The sequence below is a fragment of the Streptomyces sp. MI02-7b genome (assembly GCF_033793585.1).
Lineage (GTDB): Bacteria > Actinomycetota > Actinomycetes > Streptomycetales > Streptomycetaceae > Actinacidiphila.
The window spans coordinates 84,547-105,808 of sequence record NZ_JARAWX010000018.1 but is presented as its reverse complement, the minus strand read 5'-3'; the positions used below and the strand labels follow the sequence as shown (position 1 = coordinate 105,808).

The following is a 21,262-nucleotide window of genomic DNA, read 5'->3' as shown; positions in this document are numbered from 1 at the left end:
CCACCAGCCAAGCTCTTCGAGTGCGCTCGAATCAAGCGCCGTTCGCCGTGGCCGCCGGGTCCGCCGGAGCGCCCCGGTAGGGCCCCCCGGTGCCCCACGCCTGGTGCATCGCGTCGGCGAAGGCGGCGGCGAGCAGGTGCTCCCCCGCGGCGTTGGGGTGGGTGCCGTCGTAGGTGTGCCGGGCGAGGTCCCAGCCGGCCGGGCGGGAGGCCAGCAGCAGTGGCGACGCGGACGTGGCCAGGTCCGCGACGGCTTTGGCGGTGCGGGTGTTGAACTCCTCGCACTGCGCGGCGAATCCGGGGTCCTGTGCGCAGCGGGTGTTGGGGATGACCGGCAACAGCACGGCGGCGACACGGGGGTTGGCGGCCCGCGCCCGCTCGACGAACAGCCGCAGGTTGTCCTCGGTCTGCGCGGGGTCGGTGTAGAAGCCGAGGTCTATCAGCCCGAGGGAGACCAGCAGCACGTCCGCCCGGTGCTCGCGCACCGCGTCCTCGATCAGCGGCGCCATGTGCAGCCAGCCCTCGCCCCAGCCGGCCAGGTGGCGGCGCGCCTCCCGCGGGAAGGCGGGGTCGCCGTAGGCGTGGGAGACCGCGGCGTCGGCCGTCGCGTCGTACAGCGCGGTGCGCGGGCCGACGATCGCGAACGGCTCGCCGAGCGAGCTCAGGTGCCGCCACATGCGGTAGCGCCACGTGAGGTCGCCCGCGCTGCCGATGGTCATGGAGTCGCCGACGAACATCCACGAGGTGCGAGGCGCACGGGATGGGAAGGGTGCGCGGGACAGTCGGGACATGGACGAGATGATAGGCACTCCCCGCCGGGCGGGAGGCGGCCCATCTCCCCGCGCCCGAAGCGGCCCTGCCGAGGGGCCGTTCCGCACCCGGGGTCGTCGCTTCTGGTGCGGAACGGCCACCTTGGCGGGGCCCCTTCGCCTGGATCACCTCCCTCGCCGCGCACCGACTGGACCCGTGCGGGTCCCGCGCGGCGGCGCGGGAGCACGACGGGCACCCGGCGGCACGTCCCGGACGCGCCGCCGCGCAAGGCAAGACCGCCACAGGCGCACGCGAAAGGCGGCTCCAGCGCCGTCGGACAGCGCCCGCAGGCAGGTCGCACGCACAAGCGCCCCCTGCTCGCCGCAGCGCCGAAGCACGGCGCGGAGGTGCCGCCCGCCCGGCACACCGCTGCACGTCCCAGAGACGCCGCCGCGCAAGGCAAGACCGCCACAGGCGCATGCGAAAGGCGGCTCCAGCGCGGCCGGACGGCGCCCTCGACGTCGGCTGAGCCGCGCACCTGGCAGGCTGGGCGCATGCGCATGCGCCCCCTGCTCGCCGCGGCCGCGGCCTCCGCACTCGTCACGGTCCCGCTCCTCGGCGTCCCCGGCATCGCCGGCACCGCGGCCGCCGACGACGGCGAGTCCCTGGCCTTCACCATGACGGACCCGCGGATCACCGAGTCGAGCGGCCTGGCCGCCAGCCGGCTCCACAAGGGCGTCTACTGGACGCACAACGACAGCGACGACGGCCCGTACGTCTACGCCGTGGACTCAGCGACCGGCAAGACCGTCGCCACCGTGACCCTGCGCGGCATCGGCCGCCCGCGCGACGTGGAGGCGATCTCCATCGGCCCGGACGGCGACATCTACGTCGGCGACATCGGCGACAACCTCGGCGGCAGCTGGCCGTACGTGTGGATCTACCGCTTCCCGGAGCCCAAGCGCCTGGCCGACCAGACGGTGCGGGCCACTCAGTACGTCGTGAAGTACGACGCCGGGCCGCGGAACGCGGAGGCCATGATGGTCGACCCGCGCACCGGCCGGATCTGGATCGCCAGCAAGAACGAGGACGGCGGCGCGCTCTACGAGGGCCCGGCGCGGATGACCCCCTCCGGCACGAACATCTTCCGGCGCACCACCGACATCCCGCTGTGGATCACCGACGGCGCCTTCTCCCCGGACGGCAGCCGCCTGGTGCTGCGCGGCTACTTCGGCGCCCTGATGTACCGCTGGGCGGACGGCACCCCGCACCGCATCGACCAGATGCACGTTCCGCTGCAGCGGCAGGGCGAGTCCGTGACCTTCACCACCGACGGACGCGCCCTGATGTACGGCAGCGAGGGCCAGGACAGCGAGGTCTACCGGGTCCCCCTGACCGGGGACGACCGTCCCGACGACGTCCGCAAGGCCGGCGCCCCGCCGTCCGGTTCGTCGTCCGCCACGGGCGGCGGGGCGCAGGCACCGGGGGACGGCGGCGGGCAGCGGTCGGTGGGGCAGTTCACGGTCGGCGCCCTGACCATCGCCGCGCTGGCCGCGGTCGTCCTCGCGGGCCGCCGGCTGCTGCGCCGGGGCGGTCGCCCGTCCTGAGCGCGCGAAAGCCGGCGGGCACCCGTGCCCACCGGCTTTCGCGTGCGGCTGGGGTCAGAGCCGCTCGGCGACGTAGTCGACGCAGGCGGTCAGCGCCTCCACGTCGGCCGGGTCGACGGCCGGGAACATCGCGACGCGCAGCTGGTTGCGGCCGAGCTTGCGGTACGGCTCGGTGTCCACGATGCCGTTGGCGCGCAGCACCTTGGCGATGGCGGCGGCGTCGATGCCGTCGGCGAAGTCGACCGTGCCGACGACCTGGGAGCGCTTGGCCGGGTCGGTGACGAACGGCGTGGCGTGCTCGGACTTCTCGGCCCAGGTGTACAGGCGCGAGGAGGAGTCGGCGGTGCGGGAGACGGCCCACTCCAGACCGCCCTGGCCGTTGATCCACTCCAGCTGCTGGTTCAGCAGGAAGAGGGTGGTCAGCGCGGGGGTGTTGTACGTCTGGTTCTTCTTCGAGTTGTCGATCGCGGTCGGCAGGTCGAAGAACGCCGGGATGTGGCGTCCGGAGGCGGCGATCCGCTCCGCGCGCTCCAGCGCGGCCGGGGAGAACAGCGCCAGCCACAGACCGCCGTCGGCGGCGAAGGACTTCTGCGGGGCGAAGTAGTAGACGTCGGTCTCGGTGACGTCCACCGGCAGGCCGCCGGCGCCTGAGGTGGCGTCCACCAGGACGAGTGCGCCGTCGTCGGCGCCCGCGACGCGCCGCAGGGGCATCGCGACACCGGTGGAGGTCTCGTTGTGGGTGAGGGCGTAGACGTCCACGCCCGCCTCGGCGACCGCGTCCGGGTGGGAGCCCGGGTCGGTGGCGATCACGGTCGGCTCGTCCAGCCAGGGCGCGATCTTGGCGGCCTTGGCGAACTTCGAGGAGAACTCGCCGAAGCTCAGGTGCTGGGACTTCCGCTCGATCAGGCCGTGGGTGGCGATGTCCCAGAACGCGGTGGAACCGCCGTTGCCGAGCACCACCTCGTAGCCCTCGGGGAGGGAGAACAACTGCCTGATGCCGTCGCGCACCTGACCGACCAGGTTCTTCACCGGCGCCTGCCGGTGAGAGGTGCCCAGCAGCGAGGTGCCGGTCGCGGCCAGCGCGTCGAGCGCCTCCGGCCGCACCTTGGAGGGGCCCGAACCGAAACGTCCGTCGGCGGGCTTGATGTCAGCGGGGATCTGGATCTCGGCCACATTCGCAGCGTAGTGCGTTACGAGGCGGTTTCGGGGAGTAGTCCACGCGGTGAGACATGAGCCGGGGTGGGGCAGGCTGGGGACATGACGGAGGATCTGCGCCGGGCGCTGGAGCGGCACGTGCGGGGCGAGGTCGCGTTCGACGCCCAGAGCAGGGCGCTGACCACCATGGACGCGTCCAACTACCGGCGCGTCCCGGTGGCCGTGGTGGCGCCGCGCGACACGGAGGACGTGGCCGCGGCGCTCGCGGTGTGCCGCGAGCACGGCGTGCCGGTGGTGCCGCGCGGCGGCGGCACGTCGATCGCCGGCCAGGCGACGGGCACCGGGGTGGTCCTGGACTTCACCCGGCACATGCACCGGATCGTGTCACTGGACCCGCACGCGTTGACGGCCCGTGTGCAGCCCGGCGTCGTCCTGGACGACCTGCGGCGGGCGGCCGCCGCGCACGGGCTGACCTTCGGCCCCGACCCGTCCACCCACGGCCGCTGCACCCTCGGCGGCATGATCGGCAACAACGCCTGCGGCGCGCACTCGGTGGCCTGGGGCACCACGGCGGACAATGTGCGCGGGCTGGAGGCGCTCACCTACGGCGGCGCCACGCTGCGCACCCGCGACCCGCTCCGGGCGGACGTGCGGGCCTTCACCGACGCGCATCTGGCGCTGCTGCGCACCGGCTACCCGCAGGACCTGCCCCGACGGATCTCCGGCTACGCCCTGGACGCGCTGCTGCCCGAGCGGGGCCGCGACCTGGCCCGCGCCCTGACCGGCAGCGAGGGCACGCTCGCGGTGGTCACCGAGGCCGAAGTGCGCCTGGTGCCCGCGCCGCCGGTGCGGGTGCTGGTCGTCCTGGGGTACCCGGACGAGGGCGCCGCCGCCGACGCGGCGCCGGGTCTGCTGCCGTACGGTCCGCTCACGGTCGAGGGGATGGCCGCCGACCTGGTGGACAGCGCCACCAGGAGCCGGGCCGAACTGCTGCCCGCGGGCGCGGCCTGGCTCTTCGTGGAGATGCCGGGCGTCGGGGAGGCGCAGGCGCTGCGCGGGCTGGCGGGCGCCGACGGGGCCGCCGGTTCGGTCGTGGTCACCGATCCCGCCGCGCAGCGCGCCCTGTGGCGGCTGCGGGAGGACGCGGCCGGGACCGCCACCCGCATCAGGACCCGGCCGGGGGAGAGCACCGAGGCGTGGCCCGGCTGGGAGGACTGCGCCGTCCCGCCCGCCCGGCTGGGCGCCTATCTGCGGGACTTCCGCGCCCTGCTGGCCGAGCACGGGCTGCGCGGTGCCCCGTACGGGCACTTCGGCGACGGCTGCATCCACGTGCGCATCGACTTCGACCTGGTGCGGGACGCGGGCGTGGCCCGGTTCCGGCGTTTCTCGCAGGACGTGGCCGGTCTCGTCGTGGCGCACGGCGGCTCGCTGTCCGGGGAGCACGGCGACGGCAAGGCGCGCGCGGAACTCCTGCCGCGGATGTACGGGCCCGAACTGGTCGGCCTGTTCGGCCGGTTCAAGGACCTGCTCGACCCGGCGGGCGGACTCAACCCCGGCATGCTGGTGCGGCCCGAACCGCTGGACACCGGCCTGCGCTTCGCCGTGCTGCCCAAGGAGCCCGTCGAGGTGGCCTTCGGGTACCCGCACGACGGCGGGGACTTCGCGGCGGCCGTGCGCCGCTGTGTCGGCGTCGCCAAGTGCCGCGACGCCACGCCGCCGGACGCGGGGGTGATGTGCCCCTCGTTCCGCGTGACGGGCGAGGAGCGCCACTCCACGCGCGGCCGGGCCCGCCTGCTGCACGAGATGCTGGCGGGCGAGGTCGTCACGGACGGGTGGCGTTCGGCCGAGGTCCTGGACGCGCTGGACCTGTGCCTGTCCTGCAAGGGCTGCCGCAGCGACTGCCCGGTGGGCGTCGACATGGCCACCTACAAGGCCGAGTTCCTGCACCACCACTACCGGGGGCGGCCGCGGCCCGCCGCGCACTACGCGATGGGCCGGCTGCCGGTGTGGCTGCGCGCGGCCGGCCCGTTCGCGGGCGTGCTCAACGCGCTGGCCCGGATCCGCCCGGCGGCCGCACTGGCCCGGCGGGCGGCCGGCATCGCGCCGGAGCGGGCACTGCCACGGCTGGCGGAGGAGTCCTTCACGCGCTGGTGGCGGCGGACGCGCGGCCGGCCGGGCCCCCCGGCCCCCGGCGATCTCGTCCTGTGGCCCGACACCTTCACCGACCGCCTCTCCCCCGGCACCGGCCGGGCCGCGGTACGCGTCCTGGAGGCCGCGGGGCTGCGTCCGGTCCTCCCGCCGCGGGCCGTCTGCTGCGGTCTGACCTGGGTCTCCACCGGCCAGCTCGACCAGGCCCGCACCGTCATGCGGCGCACGGTGGACCGGATGCGCCCGGTCCTCGACGCCGGACTGCCGGTCGTGGTCCTGGAGCCCAGCTGCGCGGCCGCGCTCCGCACCGACCTGCCCGAACTCCTGGGCACCGACGACGCCCGCGCACTGGCCTCCTCCGTACGCACCTTCGCCGAGACCCTGGAGGAGTTCGCCCCCGGCTGGACCCCGCCCCGGCTCGGCGCGCCCGTCGCCGGTCAGACGCACTGCCACCAGCACGCCGTCCTCGGCGACGCCCCCGACCGCCGGCTGCGCGCCCGTGCCGGCCTCACCGGCGAACTCTCCGCCGGCTGCTGCGGTCTCGCGGGCAACTTCGGCTTCGAACGCGGCCACTACGACGTCTCCGTCGCCTGCGCCGAGGAGCAGCTCCTCCCCGCCCTGCGCACCGCCCGCCCCGGCACCGCCGTCCTCGCCGACGGCTTCTCCTGCCGCACCCAGATCGACCAGCTCGCCGGCGTACGCGCCCGGCACCTCGCGGAGGTCCTGGCCGACGGACTGTGACGGCGGGGCGGGGCCTCGGGACCGGCTCCGCGGTGTCCGGCTCCGGGCCGAACGGATACGGGCCGAACGGATACGGGCCGGCGCGCCTCGGCCGCACACGCACTCGAAGCGAGGAGGCCCCCCGGTCGCCGCGAACGGTCACGGCACCAGTACGAGCCTTCCCCGCAGGCCGCCCTCCGCGAGGCGCGCGTGCGCCTTGGCGGCCTCCGCCAGGGGGTAGGTGTCGGCGACCCGCGTGGTGAGCACGCCCCGGTCCGCGAGCGCCACGAGTTCCGCGAGGCGGGCGCCGTCCGGGCGGACCTGGACGGCGGCGACGCGGATGCCGCGCTCGGCGGCGGGGACCGCGCCGGGCCGGGCGGTGACATAGGCGCCCCCGTCCCGGACGGCGGCCAGTACGGGGGAGCCGAGCACCGCCGCGTCGAGGGCGGCGTCGGCCCGGACGCCGTCGAGGGACGCCACGGTCTCGTCCGCACCCAGCTCCCGCAGCAGCGGCTCGTCGCCGGCACGGGCCAGGGCGACGACGCGCAGCCCCGCGTGGTGGGCCAGCTGCACGGCGAAGCCGCCGACCGCGCCCGCGGCGCCGGTGACCAGCAGGCGGTCGCCGGGCCGGGCGCCGAGCAGGCCGAGTGCCTGGTCGGCGGTCGGGGCGTTGACCGGCAGGGTCGCGGCGTGCACGAGGCCGACGGACGAGGGGGCCGCGGCGACGGCGTCCGCGTCGACCACGACGTACTCGGCGTGGGCCTTGAACCGCCGGCCGGACCCGCTCACCAGGCCCACCACGGCCGTGCCCTCGGCGGGCCCGGAGACCCCGCTGCCGAGCGCGTCCACCGTCCCGGCGACGTCCCAGCCGAGCCCGAGGAACTCGCCGGGCGCCAGTTCCGCGGGTCCGAACAGTCCGGCCCGTGCGGCGAGATCGGCCGGATTGAGGCCCGCCGCGGCGACCCGCACCCGGACCTGGCCCGGTCCCGGTTCCGGCAGCGGCGCCTCGATGACCTCCAGCACCTCGGGCCCGCCGAACCTCCTGATCACAACAGCGCGCATGGCAGAAACTCCCTGTTCTCGACGGTGTGCGGCGGCTGATGCCGCCACCGCCAACCTAGGGAGAGCTACTCTCTTCTGGTAAGTACGTACTCGGAAGTGCGTACCGTACCGGGAAGTCCGGAGGGAGCCCCATGGCGACGACCACCGCGGCCCAGCGGCGCGAGGAGGCCCGCGCGGTCTACAACGCGTTCATGAAGGGCTGCCCGACGAACGAGCTGCTCTCCCGGATCAGCGACAAGTGGGCCGGCCTGCTGCTCTCCGCGCTCAGGGACGGCCCGCACCGCTACAGCGACCTCGGCCGCCGCATCCCGGGCGTCAGTCAGAAGATGCTCACGCAGACCCTGCGCACGCTGGAGCGCGACGGCCTGGTCTCGCGGACCGTGACACCCTCCGTCCCGGTGCGGGTCGACTACGCCCTGACGCCGCTGGGCGGGAGCCTGGCCCTGCTGTTCTCCGCCGTGAAGGACTGGGCGGAGGAGCACATCGAGGAGGTCTTCGAGGCCCGCGAGCGGTACGACGCCGGGGCGGGCGGGTCCTGACGGACCCGGGGCACCGGCCCGACCGGATTTCCGCGATCCCCCTGTGCCGTACGTCCGCTTTCCGGCATTCTGTAGACCAATTACCGGCCATTTCGGCCGAGTTCCGGCGGTGGGGGGATACGTCATGTCCGGACGAGAGCGCGGTGTGCTCGGTCAGCTCGTCAGAGTGCTCAGCCTGGGGACGCTCGCGACGGTCTACGTCGCCAGCCTGCTGATCACCTATCGCCAATTGCACGCGAAGCCCGTGCTGCAGGGCGCCATCGGGGCCCCCGACTGGACCCGGGCGGTGCTGGTCATGGGCCTGGTGATCGGCGGCGGCCTCGGGGCGGCCGCCGCGATCGTCGACGAGCGGCGCGAGCTGCCCTCGTGGTTCCTGACCGCCGTCGGCGTGGGGGCCGCGCTCGCGTGGAGCCTGTGGGCGTCGTCGAGCCTGGGCGAGGACTACGTGCACATGCTCTTCGCCGCCGCAGCCCCGGTCACGGGACTGCTGGTGTGGGCCGAGCTGATGCGGCAGTTCCGCAATCAGCGCCGGCCCCTGGCCGCGGCCTGATCCCCGCCCGGGCCCGCGCCGCGCTCAGGCGGCCACCGACTCCCTCGGTACGAGCTCGATGAGCTTGTGGTCCTTGCCGCGGTGCAGGTCGATCTTGAGCCGGAGCCCGCCCACCCGGGCGAGGAACAGGCCCACGGAGACCGCCGCCAGGGCCGCGACCAGGCCGCCGGACAGGAAGCCGATCCGGGCGCCGAACTGGTCGGTCACCCACCCGACGAGCGGCCCGCCGACGGGGGTGCCGCCGACGAAGACCATCATGAACAGGCTCATGACGCGGCCGCGCATCGCCGGGTCCGTCGCGAGCTGCACGCTGGCGTTGGCGGTGGTGTTGAACGTCAGCCCGACCATGCCGATCGGCAGCATGAGCACCAGGAACACCCAGTACGTGGGCGCCAGCGCGGCCACCACCTCCAGCGCGCCGAAGGCGAACGCGGCGCCCACCAGCAGCCGCAGCCGCGTGCTGCCGCGACGGGCGGCCAGCAGCGCCCCGACCACGGAGCCGACCGCGAGCACGGAGTTGAACAGGCCGTACATCCCGGCGTCGCCGTGGAAGACGTGGTCGGCGAAGGCGGTCAGCCAGATCGGGAAGTTGTAGGCGAACGTGCCGATGAAGCCGACCAGCACGATGGGCCAGATCAGCTCGGGCCGGCCGGCCACGTAGCGCAGTCCCTCGCGCAGCTGGCCCTTGCCGCGCGGGGCGGTGGGCACGGCGTACAGGTCGGAGACGCGCATCAGCAGCAGACCGGCGAGCGGCGCCAGGAAGGACAGGCCGTTGAAGAGGAAGGCCCATCCGCTGCCGACCGCGGTGATCAGCACACCGGCGACGGCCGGGCCGACCAGCCGGGCGCTCTGGAAGTTCGCGGAGTTCAGCGAGACGGCGTTGCGCACGTCGGCCGGGCCGACCATCTCCACCACGAAGGCCTGCCGCGCCGGGTTGTCGACCACCGTCACCATGCCGAGGCCGAACGCGATCGCGTAGACGTGCCACACCTGCACCGAGCCGGACAGGGTGAGCGCCGCCAGCAGCAGGCCGAGCGCGCCCATGGTCACCTGGGTGCCCAGCAGGATCCGTCGCTTGGGGTAGCGGTCCGCGATCACGCCGCCGTAGAGGCCGAACAGCAGCATCGGCAGGAACTGCAGGGCGGTGGTGATGCCCACCGCGAAGGAGGAGCCGGTCAGGCTCAGCACGAGCCAGTCCTGCGCGATCCGGGACATCCACGTCCCGGTGTTGGAGATCAGCGCGCCCGAGGCGAAGAGCCGGTAGTTGCGGTTGCGCAGCGAGCTGAAGGTGCCGCCGCTGGAGGCGGTCGGGGGGCCGGCGGCGCGGGACGCCTCGGTGGCGCCCGCGGCGGTGTCGGCGCCCGCCGGGTTCACCAGATCGGCGGGATCGGCGGCCTCCGCCGGTTCCGTCGGTTCGGCCGCCGTCGGTTCGGCCGCCCGGTCCGGCGGCGCGGCGTCGGCGGACGGGCCGCCCGGCGCGGGGTCGGGGATGGTCGGTTCGGGTGCGGCGTCAGATGCGGCTGCCGAACTCAATCGGTTTTCGCCTCCTCATCGAGGGCTGATGTCGGAATGAGCGAGCTTCTCCAGGACGGGGGCCGCGGCCCGCAGCACGGCGCGCTCGTCGTCGTCGAGCCCCTCGACGAGTTGCGCGAGGAAGGCGTTCCGCTTGACGCGGCTCTCCTCGAGCATCGCCTCGGCCGCCTCGGTCTGCCGGACGACGACCTGACGGCGGTCCTCCGGGTGCGGGTCCCTGCTGACCAGCCCCTTGGACTCGAGCATGGCGACGATGCGGGTCATCGACGGCGGCTGGACGTGCTCCTTGCGGGCCAGCTCCCCCGGTGTGGCGGAGCCGCAGCGGGCCAGGGTGCCCAGCACCGCCATCTCCGTGGGGCTCAGCGACTCGTCGACCCTCTGGTGGCGCAGACGGCGGGAGAGCCGCATCACGGCGACGCGCAGCGTGCTCACCGCTGTGCGGTCGTCCTCGGACAGTTCGGTCACGTTAGTTAGACTAGCTCATTACTTATGCTAAGGAAAACGCGGCGTCCGCGCCAAACGCATTCGTGAGCGAACTCACCCATCCGGGTGAGTTCCGACCCGAAATCGACGCACGCACGACCGATCGACGCGGACCCTGACCCCATGGCTTCGAGAGTGCTCAGCATGCGCATAGACGGGGACCTGCTGGACCGTCTCCAGGCTCACGCCGCGAAACGCGGAATGAGCGTCCAGGACTACATAGTCCGGACGCTCATCCGCGACGACTTCGACGAGCGGCTCAAGGCCTCCGTCGACGAGACCGAGCAGTTCTACGCGGAGGGCTACGCCAGCCCCAGCGCCGGCATCAGGTAGTAGAAGACGAAGACGCCCGCCACCACGTACAGCGCCACCGGCACCTCACGGCCGCGCCCCGTCGCCAGCCGCAGCAGGCAGAAGGTGATGAAGCCGATGCCGATGCCATTGGTGATCGAGTAGGTGAAGGGCATCAGCAGCATCGTCAGGAACGCCGGGACGGCGATCGTGACGTCGCTCCAGTCGATGTCCCGGACACCGCCCGCCATGATCAGGAAGCCCACCGCCACCAGCGCGGGGGTCGCGGCCTGGGCGGGGACCATGGTGGCCAGCGGGGTGAGGAACAGCGCCACCACGAAGAGCAGGCCGGTGACGACCGACGCGAGCCCGGTGCGCGCGCCCTCGCCGGCGCCGGCCGTGGATTCCGCGTAGCAGGTGTTGGCCGAGCAGGACGTCAGACCGCCGGCGGCGGTCGCGATGCCGTCGACCATCAGCACCTTGCTCATCCCGGGCAGGTCGCCCTTCTCGTCGAGCAGGTGCGCCTCGTCGCTCACGCCGAGGATGGTGCCCATCGCGTCGAAGAAGCAGCTCAGCAGCACGGTGAAGACGAAGAGCAGGCCGGTGACGATGCCGACCTCGCCGAAGCCGCCGAACAGGCTCACCTTGCCGAGCAGCCCGAAGTCGGGGGTCGAGACGGGGTTGCCGGGCCAGTGCGGCACGGTCAGGCCCCACGCGCCCGGCTTGACGTCCGCGACCGCGTCCACGATCAGCGCGAGCACGGTCATCGCCACGATGCTGATGAGGATCGCGCCGGGCACCTTGCGGGCCAGCAGCGCCAGCGTGACCAGGACGCCGAGGATGAAGATCAGCACCGGCCAGCCGAGCAGGTGCCCGTTCCCGCCGAGCTGCAGCGGCACGGTGGTGTGCGCGGCGTCCGGGATGCGGGAGACGAAGCCGGAGTCGACCAGGCCGATCAGCACGATGAACAGGCCGATGCCGATGGCGATCGCCTTGCGCAGCCCCAGCGGGACCGCGCTCATGACCCGCTCGCGCAGACCGGTGGCGACCAGCACCATGATCGCCAGACCCGCGAGGACGACCATGCCCATGGCGTCCGGCCAGCTCATCCGGGGCGCGAGCTGCAGCGCGACGATGGTGTTCACGCCGAGGCCGGCCGCGAGCGCGATCGGCACGTTGCCGATGACGCCCATCAGCAGCGTGGTGAACGCGGCCGTCAGCACGGTGGCCGTGACGAGCTGGCCGTTGTCGAGGTGGTGGCCGTACTTGTCCACGCCCGAACTGAGGATGATCGGGTTCAGGACGATGATGTAGGCCATCGCGAAGAAGGTGGCCAGTCCGCCGCGGATCTCGCGGGGGATCGAGGACCCTCGCTCGGAGATGCGGAAGTACCGGTCGAGCGCGCCGTGGGCGGCCGCCGGGGGCGGGGGCGGGGAGCTGGACACGACCTTCGCGGTGGTCGACGGGGACATGCGGGTCCTTGCGTGGGGGGAGGAGGGTGAAGCCGCTTACTTGGATGTTCCTACGAACGAATCACGCCATGCGCAGATGGATTCAGTATGAACATATGAACGGACCAAACGCTATCTCCGCGCGTAGACCCCCTGGCGGGCATGAGTAGGCTGTGCGGTATGAGCAGCAGCGAGCCCGGCAACCCCGACAACACGGCCGGCACCACCGGCACGGCCCGGCCGACCGAGGGCACGGCGACACCGTTGCGCGAGGCACCGGCGCCGCTGGAGGCCAACGACGTCGCGACCGTCACCATCGGCACCGTCGTCTGGTTCGCGCTCTTCGTCGTGCAGCTGCCCTTCTACGGCTGGTACGCCGACCACGGGCACGCGTGGCTCATCTGGACCTGCCTGGCCGGCGGCGGCCTCGGCCTGATCGGCCTCTGGTACGTCCGCGCCCGCCGGGACGCGATCGCCCGGTCCAGGGCCGCCGAGCAGACGGGCGAGCCGGAGCACGCCGAGCGCGCCTGACCTCCGCCTCCGCGGCGTACGCCCACCCCGGGACATCCCGGAGACGCCGGGGCTCGCGACGCGTCCGTGACGATCGACACGTACCGTCGAACTCATGACGGACCGCATGGGGACTCAGGCGCGGGACGCGGCGGGCGCCGTGCCGCCGGCGCTGCGGGGGCTGACGGGCGCCGAGGTCGCGGAACGGGTGGCGCGGGGCGAGGTCAACGACGTCCCGGTGACCTCCTCGCGCTCGCTGGCCGAGATCGTGCGGTCGAACATCTTCACCCGCTTCAACGCCATCATCGGCGTGCTCTTCCTCATCATCCTGGTGGTCGGCCCGCTCCAGGACGGGCTCTTCGGCTTCGTGATCATCGCCAACACCGGCATCGGGATCTTCCAGGAGTGGCGCGCCAAGAAGACCCTGGACGGCCTGGCCGTCATCGGCGAGGCCAGACCGGTGGTCCGCCGGGACGGCGTCGCGACGCGCGTCCCCACCTCCGGGATCGTCCTCGGCGACCTGGTGGAGCTCGGGCCCGGCGACAAGGTGGTGGTCGACGGCGAGGTCGCCGAGGCCGAGAACCTGGAGATCGACGAGTCCCTGCTCACCGGTGAGGCCGACCCGGTGGTCAAGCACCCCGGCGACCCCGTGATGTCCGGCAGCTTCGTCGTCGCCGGCGGCGGCGCGTTCACCGCCACCAAGGTCGGCCGGGAGGCCTACGCCGCGCAACTGGCCGAGGAGGCCAGCCGCTTCACCCTCGTCCACTCCGAACTGCGCAGCGGCATCAGCCAGATCCTCAAGTACGTGACCTGGATGATGGTCCCGACCGCGATCGGCCTCATCGTCAGCCAGCTGGTACTGGAGGGCGACGACTGGCGCGAGGCCGTCCGCCGCATGGTCGGCGGCATCGTGCCGATGGTCCCCGAGGGGCTGGTGCTGCTGACCTCGGTGGCCTTCGCGATCGGGGTGGTCCGGCTGGGCCGCAAGCAGTGCCTGGTGCAGGAACTGCCCGCGATCGAAGGGCTCGCCCGCGTCGACGTGGTGTGCCTCGACAAGACCGGCACGCTCACCGAGGGCGGCATGGACGTCTCCGGACTGCGCATGCTCGACGGCCTCCCCGAGCCCTACGTACGGCAGGTCCTCGGCGCGGTCAGCGCCTCCGACCCGCGGCCCAACCCCACGCTCGCCGCCGTCGCCGAGGCCTTTCCCGCCCCGGGCGACGGCTGGCACGTCACGGAAGCGCTGCCGTTCTCCTCCGCCCGCAAGTTCAGCGGCGCCGCGTTCACCGGGCCGGACGGCGACAGCAGCACCTGGCTGCTCGGCGCCCCCGACGTGCTGCTCCCCCGCGGCGACCGCGCCCTCGCCGAGATCGACGACCTCAACGCCCAGGGACTGCGCGTCCTGCTGCTCGCCCGCGCCCGCAAGGGGCTGGCCGACTCAGCGGTCACGGCCTCCGTCACCCCGGCCGCGCTGGTCGTGCTGGAGCAGCGGCTGCGCCCCGACGCGGGGGACACGCTGCGCTACTTCGCCGAGCAGCAGGTGCAGGCCAAGGTCATCTCCGGCGACAACGCGGTCTCGGTCGGCGCGGTCGCGGGCAAGCTGGGCCTGCCCGGCGCCCAGGCCCCGGTGGACGCCCGCGGGCTGCCGGCCGACCGCGGCGAGATGGCGGCCGTCCTGGACCGCGGCACGGTCTTCGGGCGCGTCACGCCGCAGCAGAAGCGGGACATGGTGGCGGCGCTCCAGTCGCGCGGCCACAACGTCGCGATGACCGGCGACGGGGTCAACGACGTGCTCGCGCTCAAGGACGCCGACATCGGGGTCGCCATGGGATCCGGCTCCGAGGCCACCCGGGCCGTCGCGCAGATCGTGCTGCTGAACAACAGCTTCGCGACCCTGCCCTCGGTCGTCGCCGAGGGCCGCCGCGTCATCGGCAACATCACGCGGGTCGCGACGCTGTTCCTCACCAAGACCGTCTACTCGGTGCTGCTCGCCCTGCTGGTGGTCATCTGGCACGCCCCGTACCCGTTCCTGCCCCGGCACCTGACGCTGCTGTCCACCCTGACCATCGGCGTCCCCGCCTTCTTCCTGGCCCTGGCCCCCAACAAGGAGCGGGCCAAACCGCAGTTCGTACGGCGGGTGATGCGGTACTCGCTGCCCGCCGGGGTGATCGCGGGCGTCGCCACCTTCGTGACGTACATGCTGGCCCGCCACCACTACCAGGGGGCCGGCGCGCTCGACGCCGAGACCAGCGCGGCCACGCTGACCCTGTTCCTCATCGCCATGTGGGTGCTGGCCATCGTCGCCCGCCCCTACACCTGGTGGCGGATCGTGCTGGTCCTCGCCATGGGCGCGGCCTTCCTCGTCGTCCTGGCCGTCCCCTGGCTCCAGGACTTCTTCGCCCTGCGCCTCGTCGGCACCCAGGGGCCCTGGACCGCCGTCGCCGTGGCGGTCGCGGCGTCGGCGGTGCTGGAAGTGGTGTGGCGCCGGGTGTCCCGGGCGGACGCCTGAGGCCCCCGCCGGTACACCCGGCGCCCCGACGTCACTTGACGTCGACGTAGTCCGCGGCGGCCGAGACCGCGACGGTGGTGGTGCTGCCGGTGTAGACGTAGCGCCAGTAGCCGTCCTTGGCCGCCTTGACCGTGGTCTTCAGCGCGCCCGTCTTGCTCGACGTGACGGTCTTGACGTTGACGAACTTCGTCGTGCCCGCCTTGCGGAACTGGAGCACGGCCTTCTGGCCGACGAAGGCGGTGTACTTCGCCGTCTTCCAGTCGGCACGGGTCAGCGAACCGGTGACGGTGAGGGTCTTGCCCTTCTTGACCGGCTCGGGCGCGGCGTTGACCGTCAGCTTCGTGGCACGCAGCACCTTGGTGGTGGCGGCCTTGTCCTTGCTGACGACGCCCGCGCCCGTGTCGAGGTCGGCGTCCTTCGGGATCACGACGCCGTAGGCGTACCAGGTACCGGCCGCGGCGTTGCTGCCGAGGTCGCGCTTGGCGTTGACCTTGAAGGTCACGGTGCAGGTCGAGGTCGTGCTGTTCACGGCCTTGCACACCGGGTCGGCGTCCGTGGTCTCGAGCTCGTCGCCCGCGGCGTTGTGCAGGAAGGCGATACCCGCGAGAGCGATCCCGGAGTCGTCGCTGGCCGTGAGCGAGGCCGTGAAGGTCTTGTTGGCCGTGCCCAGCACGATGGGCTTGCCACCGTTGATCACGACCTTGCCGATCGTGGCCGCCTTGGCCGTGTCGGCGCTGGCCGCCGGAACAGCCAGAACGGAAAGAGCCGCAGCCGTGCCGAGCACGACCGCGGCGGTACGTATACGCATGTGTCCCCACATTGTGGAACGAGGGGCATGGCCCCGAGTGAACGCCGAGAATGGCGGTCGCATCGTATACACGTCCGATTCGGCTCGCGGAAACCGGGGGGCCCCGGACTCAGTCGAACCAGCGGTCGCGGGCCAGCTCCTCCGTGCGGGACTCGTCCTCCAGCAGCGCGGCCACCTCGAAGCGGCGCTGCCAGGCGCCGGCCGCCCAGGACAGGCCGGCGGCGACGCCTTCGAGGGTGGCGGCGTGCAGGGTGCCGTCGATCCAGCGCCAGTCGAGTGCGACGCGGGTGCCGTCGGGGCCCTCGACGACGAGCTCCTCGTGCTCGATGTACGTCAGGGGCGCGCCGGGCAGCAGCTCGCGCACCGCCTCGGCGACGTCGTGGGGCTCGCCCTCGGAGACGACGGGGGCGGCGAAGGCCTCGCTGAGCCGGCGCACCTGGAACAGTTCGGCGAGGGCGGCGGCACGCACCGGCGGCACGGGCAGCAGCGGGCGGCCCGCGGCGAGCGGCAGCAGGTCGGGAGCGTCGGCCACCAGGGCGTCGGAGGCCTCGACGATCTCCGGGTACCGGCTGTCCACGACCGCGCGCAGGTCGTCGGGCAGCGTCACCTGCTCGGGGTCGAGGGCGGCCAGCTCCGCATAGAGCCGGTGCAGCTGGGCCGGGGTGACGGTGCGGCGCGGGTCGACGAGCCGGGCGAGCAGCTCGGCGGCGCCGCCGGGTTCGTCGAGCAGGGCCGCGGCGGAGGTGCGCACACCGAGGGCGCGCAGCACCTGGTCGTCGACGGCGCCGGCCTCGGCCTCGTCGTACAGCCCGGCGAGCAGCGGGTCGCTGCCCGCGGCACGCAGGCCGACCGGGCGCCGCCCGTCCAGGACGGGATGGTCGCGCAGCCACCAGGCGGTGTACGGGCTCACCGACTCCGTCGTGCCGTCGGGCAGCAGCACCCGCACCGGCTGGGTGATCGCGTCGCGCAGCGGCGGCACGGAGAGCATGGCGAGCGCCTGCGGCCAGGCGTCGTCGTCGACGAGGTCGAGGTCGCGGACGGCGACGATCTCGGTGGCGACCGGCGGCACGTCGGTGTCCGGCAGCTGGTCGAGGACGTCCTCGCACCACACGTCGACCGCGTCGAGCAGACCGGCGTCGTCCGGCTCGGCCCAGTCGCTCTCCCGGGGCTCCAGCTCGTCCGGGTCGAGCACCACGTCGGTGGCGCGGACCAGGGCGAAGGTGGCCAGCACGCCGACCGCGGTCAGCGGCTGTTCACCCCAACGGGAGGCCAGATCCTGGTCCACGGCGGCGAGTTCACCCTCGCGGATGACCTGTTCGAAGGCGCTGCCGGGCAGGACGAGCTCGCCGGCGGGGGCGAGTTCGCCCTCGTCGTCGGTGAGGGCGAGCGCCGAGAGCCACGGCTCGTCCCCGGGGGCGAGGTTCGCGGCGCGGACGAGACCGAGGACGACCTCGGCCAACTCCTCGGGGTCCAAGGCGTTGTCGTCCCAGACCTCGTCGGCCTCCAGGGAACCCGCCACCGCGGCCCGCACCTGGGGGGTCGTCAGGACCGCGCGGGGGGTCGCCGGCGTGGCGCCGAGCTTCTCCAGCAGCGGGTGCGTGGCGTCCGGGTCGGCCACCTTCAGTCCCAGCCGGGCCAGTTCGGAGGCCGCGGGCAGGGCGGTGCCGGCCGCGGCCTGGTCCCCGTCCCCGTACACGCTGTCCATCTCGGGCAGCGGCAGCAGCACTTGGCGCGGGCCGACGACCGTACGCCGGTCCGCGAGCGGCACCGGCAGACCGCTGAGGCGGTCCGGATCGGTGCCGGCCAGCGAGTCGTAGAGCCTGCGCCACCAGGGCGCGGGGCGCTCCACGCCGGCGAGGCGGTCGATGGCGTCGCCCAGCGGCAGCCGCGCCACGCCGAGCACACGCAGCTCGGGGCGGCGCTCCAGGCCGGGGGGCAGCAGCGTCGGGAAGACCTCGGCCAGCACCCGGACGGTCTCCGCCCCCGCGCCCTCGACGACCTCGGCCTCCACCGGGCGCAGCGCGGCCGGCAGGCTGTCCTCCTCGTCCGGGCCGGCCGGCACGTCCGCCGCGCGCGGCAGGAACGCGGTACGCGGCAGCAGCTCCAGCACCCGGCGGCGCAGCTCCGCGTCCAGCTCGCCCTTGCCGAGTGGGCCGGGTACGAGGTCCACGATGCCCGGACCGACCGGTCGCCAGTCGGCCAGCAGCCGCACCAGCGCCTCGGCGGCCCGGCCCACCAGGAACGCGGTCAGCGGGCCCGGCGCGGCGTGCCGCCGGGTCGGGTCCAGCGGGAGCGAGGCGATCAGCAGCGCGGGCAGGCCCAGCGGCTCGTCCGTGGGCGTCGGCGCGTGGACGAACGGCGCGGTGCGCGGGCGCTCCGGCTCCCCCTCGGCACCCACGGGCACGGCCCAGGTCACCGACCACACCGGGCGCAGCCGCTCCTCGACCGGCCGGTCGGCCAGCAGCGCCGGGTCCAGCTCGCCGGCGTCGGTCACGGTGCGCCAGCGGGTCGTGCCGTTCGCGCTGTCGTCGATCACGGTGAGGCCGTCGTCCGTGCGGCGGGTCAGCGTGCGCACGCCCTCCGACGTCTCCACGACGACCTCGCCGAGGCCCGGGAGGGTCAGCAGCAGCGCGTCGTCGATCGAGGCGAGCAGGCGGCCGGCCAGGTCGGCGGCCGCGCCGTCGCGCAGCGGCAGCACCACGACGGTGTCGTAGCCGTCCGGCGCGGTGCCCTCGGCGGGCAGCGGGAGCCGCAGCACCGGCACGTGGCCGTCACGGCGGCGCAGCTCGTCGGTGAGTCCCGGGGAACGGCCGCCGGTCTCGTTCGCCAGGTCACGGGCCTCGGCCAGCGACCACCGCACGCCGCCGGAGCGGCTGAGGATCGCGGGCTCGTCGGAGACCGCGAGCACGGCGGAGAAGCCGACGCCGAAACGCCCGACGACCGCGGCGGCGTCGCCCGGCTCGCGCTTGGCGCTGGCGCGCAGCGTCGACAGGGACTCCACGCCGGCGGCGTCCAGATGGGCACCGGTGTTGGCGGCGGCGAGCACGCCCTCCCGCAGCGTCAGCCGCAGGCGGCCCGGCACGCCGGCGCGGATCGCGGCGTCCGCGGCGTTCTGGGCCAGCTCCACGACGAGGCGGTCGCGGTAGCCGCCGAGGGCGAGGTCCTCCTCCGCGTTCGCGTCCTCACGGAACCGGGCGGGCGACGCCGCCCACGCGTCCAGCACGGCCCGTCGCAGCCGGCCCGTCCCGAACGGATCTGCGCCCCGGTCCATCGCGGTCCCGCTCACGTCGCCTCTTCCCCTCACGGATACGTCTGTGAGCCCGACGCTACCGTGGCTCGGCCGCCACGCACGCCCCCGTCTTTCCCCGCCCGCCCACCCTCCCGTGTGCCCCGTGAAGTCAGTGACCCCGGCGCGCGTGTGGTGGGGGCCGGGTGCGGGGCCTCCGGGGCTGGCCATTCTGGACAGCACATTTAGGTGCCTCGGGCACCTGCTCATCTCATCCCGGGTTGTGCACCCAAATATGCTCCACAGTCCAGAACGCCCACCCCTACGACCCCGCCCCCTCCGTTTCGTATCGCGCCTGATCCCCGGTGGGGGGTAGTGGCGGCACCGTGCCTGGGGCCGCCCGTTGGCGCAGCGCGGTCCGAGGGGGCCGGCTGTCTCGCGGCAAGCCGAAGGGGCGGAGTCAGGCAACCACGGTCACCCCGGACCGCTTCATCCCCCACCGGCGCGGACCGCGGCGCCAGCGCTCGCGCGGCAGGCCGCCGGGGCGGAGTCAGGCAACCGGGGTCACCCCGGACCGCCCCATACCCCCCACCGGGGATCAGGCGCATGACGAAACCGAGGGGGCGGGGGAGTTGGGGGCACCCCCGGCCGGAGGCTGGGGGAGGGTGGATGTTCTGCGTAAATATCCCAGTCCAGGACGTGCAGCCCCGGAGGCCCCGCACCCGGCCCACCCCGCACGCGCGCCGGGGCGCCCAGACTTCACAGGGCACACGGGCGGGCGGGCGGGGAAGAAACCTCCCCGGACAGCCGGCGCAGCGGGCTAGCTGTGGCCCAGCTCCTCCTGGGGGGTCGTCTCCTCGACGGACCCCTGCCGGTCCGGGTGCAGCGGCAACGGCTCCACCGCCGTCTCGTCGAGGACGGGCGGCGCCGGCCTCGGCGTCTTCGGCATGACCGCGGCCTCGGAGTGGGCACCGCACCCGTAGCCGAGGGAGACGACGCGGCCGTCGGCGGGCGCGAACTCGTTGGCGCAGACACCGAAGGCCTGCCGGAGGGACCCCGCGAGGGGGACGAGGAAGCCGCAGGAGACGCACTGGGCGGGGGCGGACTGGGCCATGGGCGCCTTGGGGCCGTACTCGTCCTCCCAGCGGTCCGCGGCGACGTGCAGCCCGTAGCGGGAGAGCACGCGCGGGCGGCCCATGCCGATCTCCTCCGCGACCGCGGCGATCGTCCCGACGGTGGGCGCCATCGGCAGCAGCGCCGGCGGGCCGGCGGAGACCTCGGCGTCCTCGGCCTCGACGAGCTCGGCCATCTCGTCGGAGATGGGGGAGTTCGGCGGCGGGACGTCCTCGCCGGAGAAGCCGGGTTCGAGGCGCAGGTCGTCGGCGTCGGTGGGCAGGAGGTCGCCGGGGCCGAGGTCGCCGGGGCGCAGGCGCTCGCTCCAGGGCACCCATTCGGGGGCGAGGACGGCGTCCGGGCCGGGCAGCAGCACGGTCTCGTCGAGCGTCACGGCCTTGGCCCGGGAGGCGCGGGTGAGGGTGACCGCCCACCGCCAGCCCCGGTAGCCCGCATCGCGGCAGTCGAAGAGGTGGGTGACGACACGCTCGCCCTCGGCCACCGCTCCGAGGTGTTCGCCGACCGCCTCGGGGCCGAAGGCCTCGACGGCCGCCCCGAAGGCGACGTCGACCGCTTCGGCGCACACGCGGTCAGGGGTACGGCTTCGCATCGCAGCACTCACAAGAATCGATTCTCTCCTACGCCGTTTCACGCGTGCGCCGCCGAGCATCGGGCGGGCGGTGGCGGAGCGGACCCGAGGACCGCTTCAACGCTGCCGGCCCGAACGAACCCGGGCGCACCTGTTGACTCCATTCTGCGCGATCGCACGCTATCGGTGCGCACCCCGTTCGGAAAGCCGCCCGGTAGG

The 21,262-nt window shown here is 73.8% G+C and carries 16 protein-coding genes; 7 read left to right on the top strand and 9 right to left on the bottom strand.

What is annotated here, in order from left to right; translation table 11 throughout:
• Window positions 1–31 precede the first annotated feature (31 nt).
• Window positions 32–736 carry a GDSL-type esterase/lipase family protein gene (locus PV364_RS27295; protein ID WP_319663079.1) on the bottom strand — a complete coding sequence of 235 codons (705 nt, stop codon included), beginning with the start codon at window positions 734–736 and terminating at the stop codon, window positions 32–34.
• A 573-nt stretch (window positions 737–1,309) separates the two neighbouring features.
• On the opposite strand from PV364_RS27295, the gene PV364_RS27290 reads away from it, so the two are divergent.
• Entirely contained in the window at window positions 1,310–2,356 is a 1,047-nt protein-coding gene (locus PV364_RS27290; protein WP_319663078.1) for a hypothetical protein, read from the top strand.
• A gap of 54 nt (window positions 2,357–2,410) precedes the next feature.
• Here the strand turns inward: PV364_RS27290 and serC are convergent, their stop codons facing one another.
• Window positions 2,411–3,529 carry a phosphoserine transaminase gene (gene serC, locus PV364_RS27285; protein WP_319662988.1) on the bottom strand — a complete coding sequence of 373 codons (1,119 nt, stop codon included), beginning with the start codon at window positions 3,527–3,529 and terminating at the stop codon, window positions 2,411–2,413.
• Between the two features lie 84 nt (window positions 3,530–3,613).
• On the opposite strand from serC, the gene PV364_RS27280 reads away from it, so the two are divergent.
• On the top strand, window positions 3,614–6,400 hold the full coding sequence (locus tag PV364_RS27280) for an FAD-binding and (Fe-S)-binding domain-containing protein (protein WP_319662987.1): 2,787 nt from the start codon (window positions 3,614–3,616) through the stop codon (window positions 6,398–6,400).
• 138 nt (window positions 6,401–6,538) lie between these two features.
• Here the strand turns inward: PV364_RS27280 and PV364_RS27275 are convergent, their stop codons facing one another.
• Complete coding sequence (locus PV364_RS27275) at window positions 6,539–7,441, bottom strand: NADP-dependent oxidoreductase (protein WP_319662986.1); 903 nt, start codon at window positions 7,439–7,441, stop codon at window positions 6,539–6,541.
• A gap of 131 nt (window positions 7,442–7,572) precedes the next feature.
• On the opposite strand from PV364_RS27275, the gene PV364_RS27270 reads away from it, so the two are divergent.
• Together PV364_RS27270 and PV364_RS27265 are read left to right on the top strand one after the other, a co-directional pair.
• Complete coding sequence (locus PV364_RS27270) at window positions 7,573–7,980, top strand: helix-turn-helix domain-containing protein (protein WP_319662985.1); 408 nt, start codon at window positions 7,573–7,575, stop codon at window positions 7,978–7,980.
• Between the two features lie 124 nt (window positions 7,981–8,104).
• Window positions 8,105–8,530 carry a hypothetical protein gene (locus PV364_RS27265; protein ID WP_319662984.1) on the top strand — a complete coding sequence of 142 codons (426 nt, stop codon included), beginning with the start codon at window positions 8,105–8,107 and terminating at the stop codon, window positions 8,528–8,530.
• A 24-nt stretch (window positions 8,531–8,554) separates the two neighbouring features.
• Here the strand turns inward: PV364_RS27265 and PV364_RS27260 are convergent, their stop codons facing one another.
• Window positions 8,555–9,907 (bottom strand): MFS transporter, encoded by a 1,353-nt coding sequence (locus PV364_RS27260; RefSeq protein WP_401973445.1) that lies wholly within the window; start codon window positions 9,905–9,907, stop codon window positions 8,555–8,557.
• 171 nt (window positions 9,908–10,078) lie between these two features.
• On the bottom strand, window positions 10,079–10,471 hold the full coding sequence (locus PV364_RS27255) for a MarR family winged helix-turn-helix transcriptional regulator (RefSeq protein ID WP_415924615.1): 393 nt from the start codon (window positions 10,469–10,471) through the stop codon (window positions 10,079–10,081).
• Window positions 10,472–10,669: 198 nt separating this feature from the next.
• On the opposite strand from PV364_RS27255, the gene PV364_RS27250 reads away from it, so the two are divergent.
• Complete coding sequence (locus PV364_RS27250; RefSeq protein WP_319662981.1) at window positions 10,670–10,879, top strand: ribbon-helix-helix protein, CopG family; 210 nt, start codon at window positions 10,670–10,672, stop codon at window positions 10,877–10,879.
• On the opposite strand, the gene PV364_RS27245 is transcribed toward PV364_RS27250, so the two are convergent.
• Window positions 10,849–12,309, bottom strand: coding sequence for an NCS2 family permease (locus tag PV364_RS27245; protein WP_319662980.1), 1,461 nt, complete (start codon window positions 12,307–12,309; stop codon window positions 10,849–10,851). The genes PV364_RS27250 and PV364_RS27245 overlap by 31 nt on opposite strands.
• Window positions 12,310–12,468: 159 nt before the next feature.
• On the opposite strand from PV364_RS27245, the gene PV364_RS27240 reads away from it, so the two are divergent.
• Window positions 12,469–12,819, top strand: coding sequence for a DUF2530 domain-containing protein (locus PV364_RS27240; protein WP_401973310.1), 351 nt, complete (start codon window positions 12,469–12,471; stop codon window positions 12,817–12,819).
• A 94-nt stretch (window positions 12,820–12,913) separates the two neighbouring features.
• A complete protein-coding gene (locus PV364_RS27235) occupies window positions 12,914–15,307 on the top strand; it encodes an HAD-IC family P-type ATPase (protein WP_415924611.1) in 2,394 nt (797 codons plus the stop codon).
• A 31-nt stretch (window positions 15,308–15,338) separates the two neighbouring features.
• On the opposite strand, the gene PV364_RS27230 is transcribed toward PV364_RS27235, so the two are convergent.
• From PV364_RS27230 to PV364_RS27220, 3 genes are all read right to left on the bottom strand, one after another.
• Window positions 15,339–16,115: a calcium-binding protein gene (locus PV364_RS27230; protein WP_319662979.1), complete on the bottom strand. Its 777-nt coding sequence runs from the start codon at window positions 16,113–16,115 to the stop codon at window positions 15,339–15,341.
• Window positions 16,116–16,224: 109 nt separating this feature from the next.
• On the bottom strand, window positions 16,225–19,386 hold the full coding sequence (locus tag PV364_RS27225; RefSeq protein ID WP_319663074.1) for a sacsin N-terminal ATP-binding-like domain-containing protein: 3,162 nt from the start codon (window positions 19,384–19,386) through the stop codon (window positions 16,225–16,227).
• A 775-nt stretch (window positions 19,387–20,161) separates the two neighbouring features.
• Complete coding sequence (locus PV364_RS27220; protein WP_319662978.1) at window positions 20,162–21,064, bottom strand: DUF3027 domain-containing protein; 903 nt, start codon at window positions 21,062–21,064, stop codon at window positions 20,162–20,164.
• Between the last annotated feature and the right edge of the window lie 198 nt (window positions 21,065–21,262).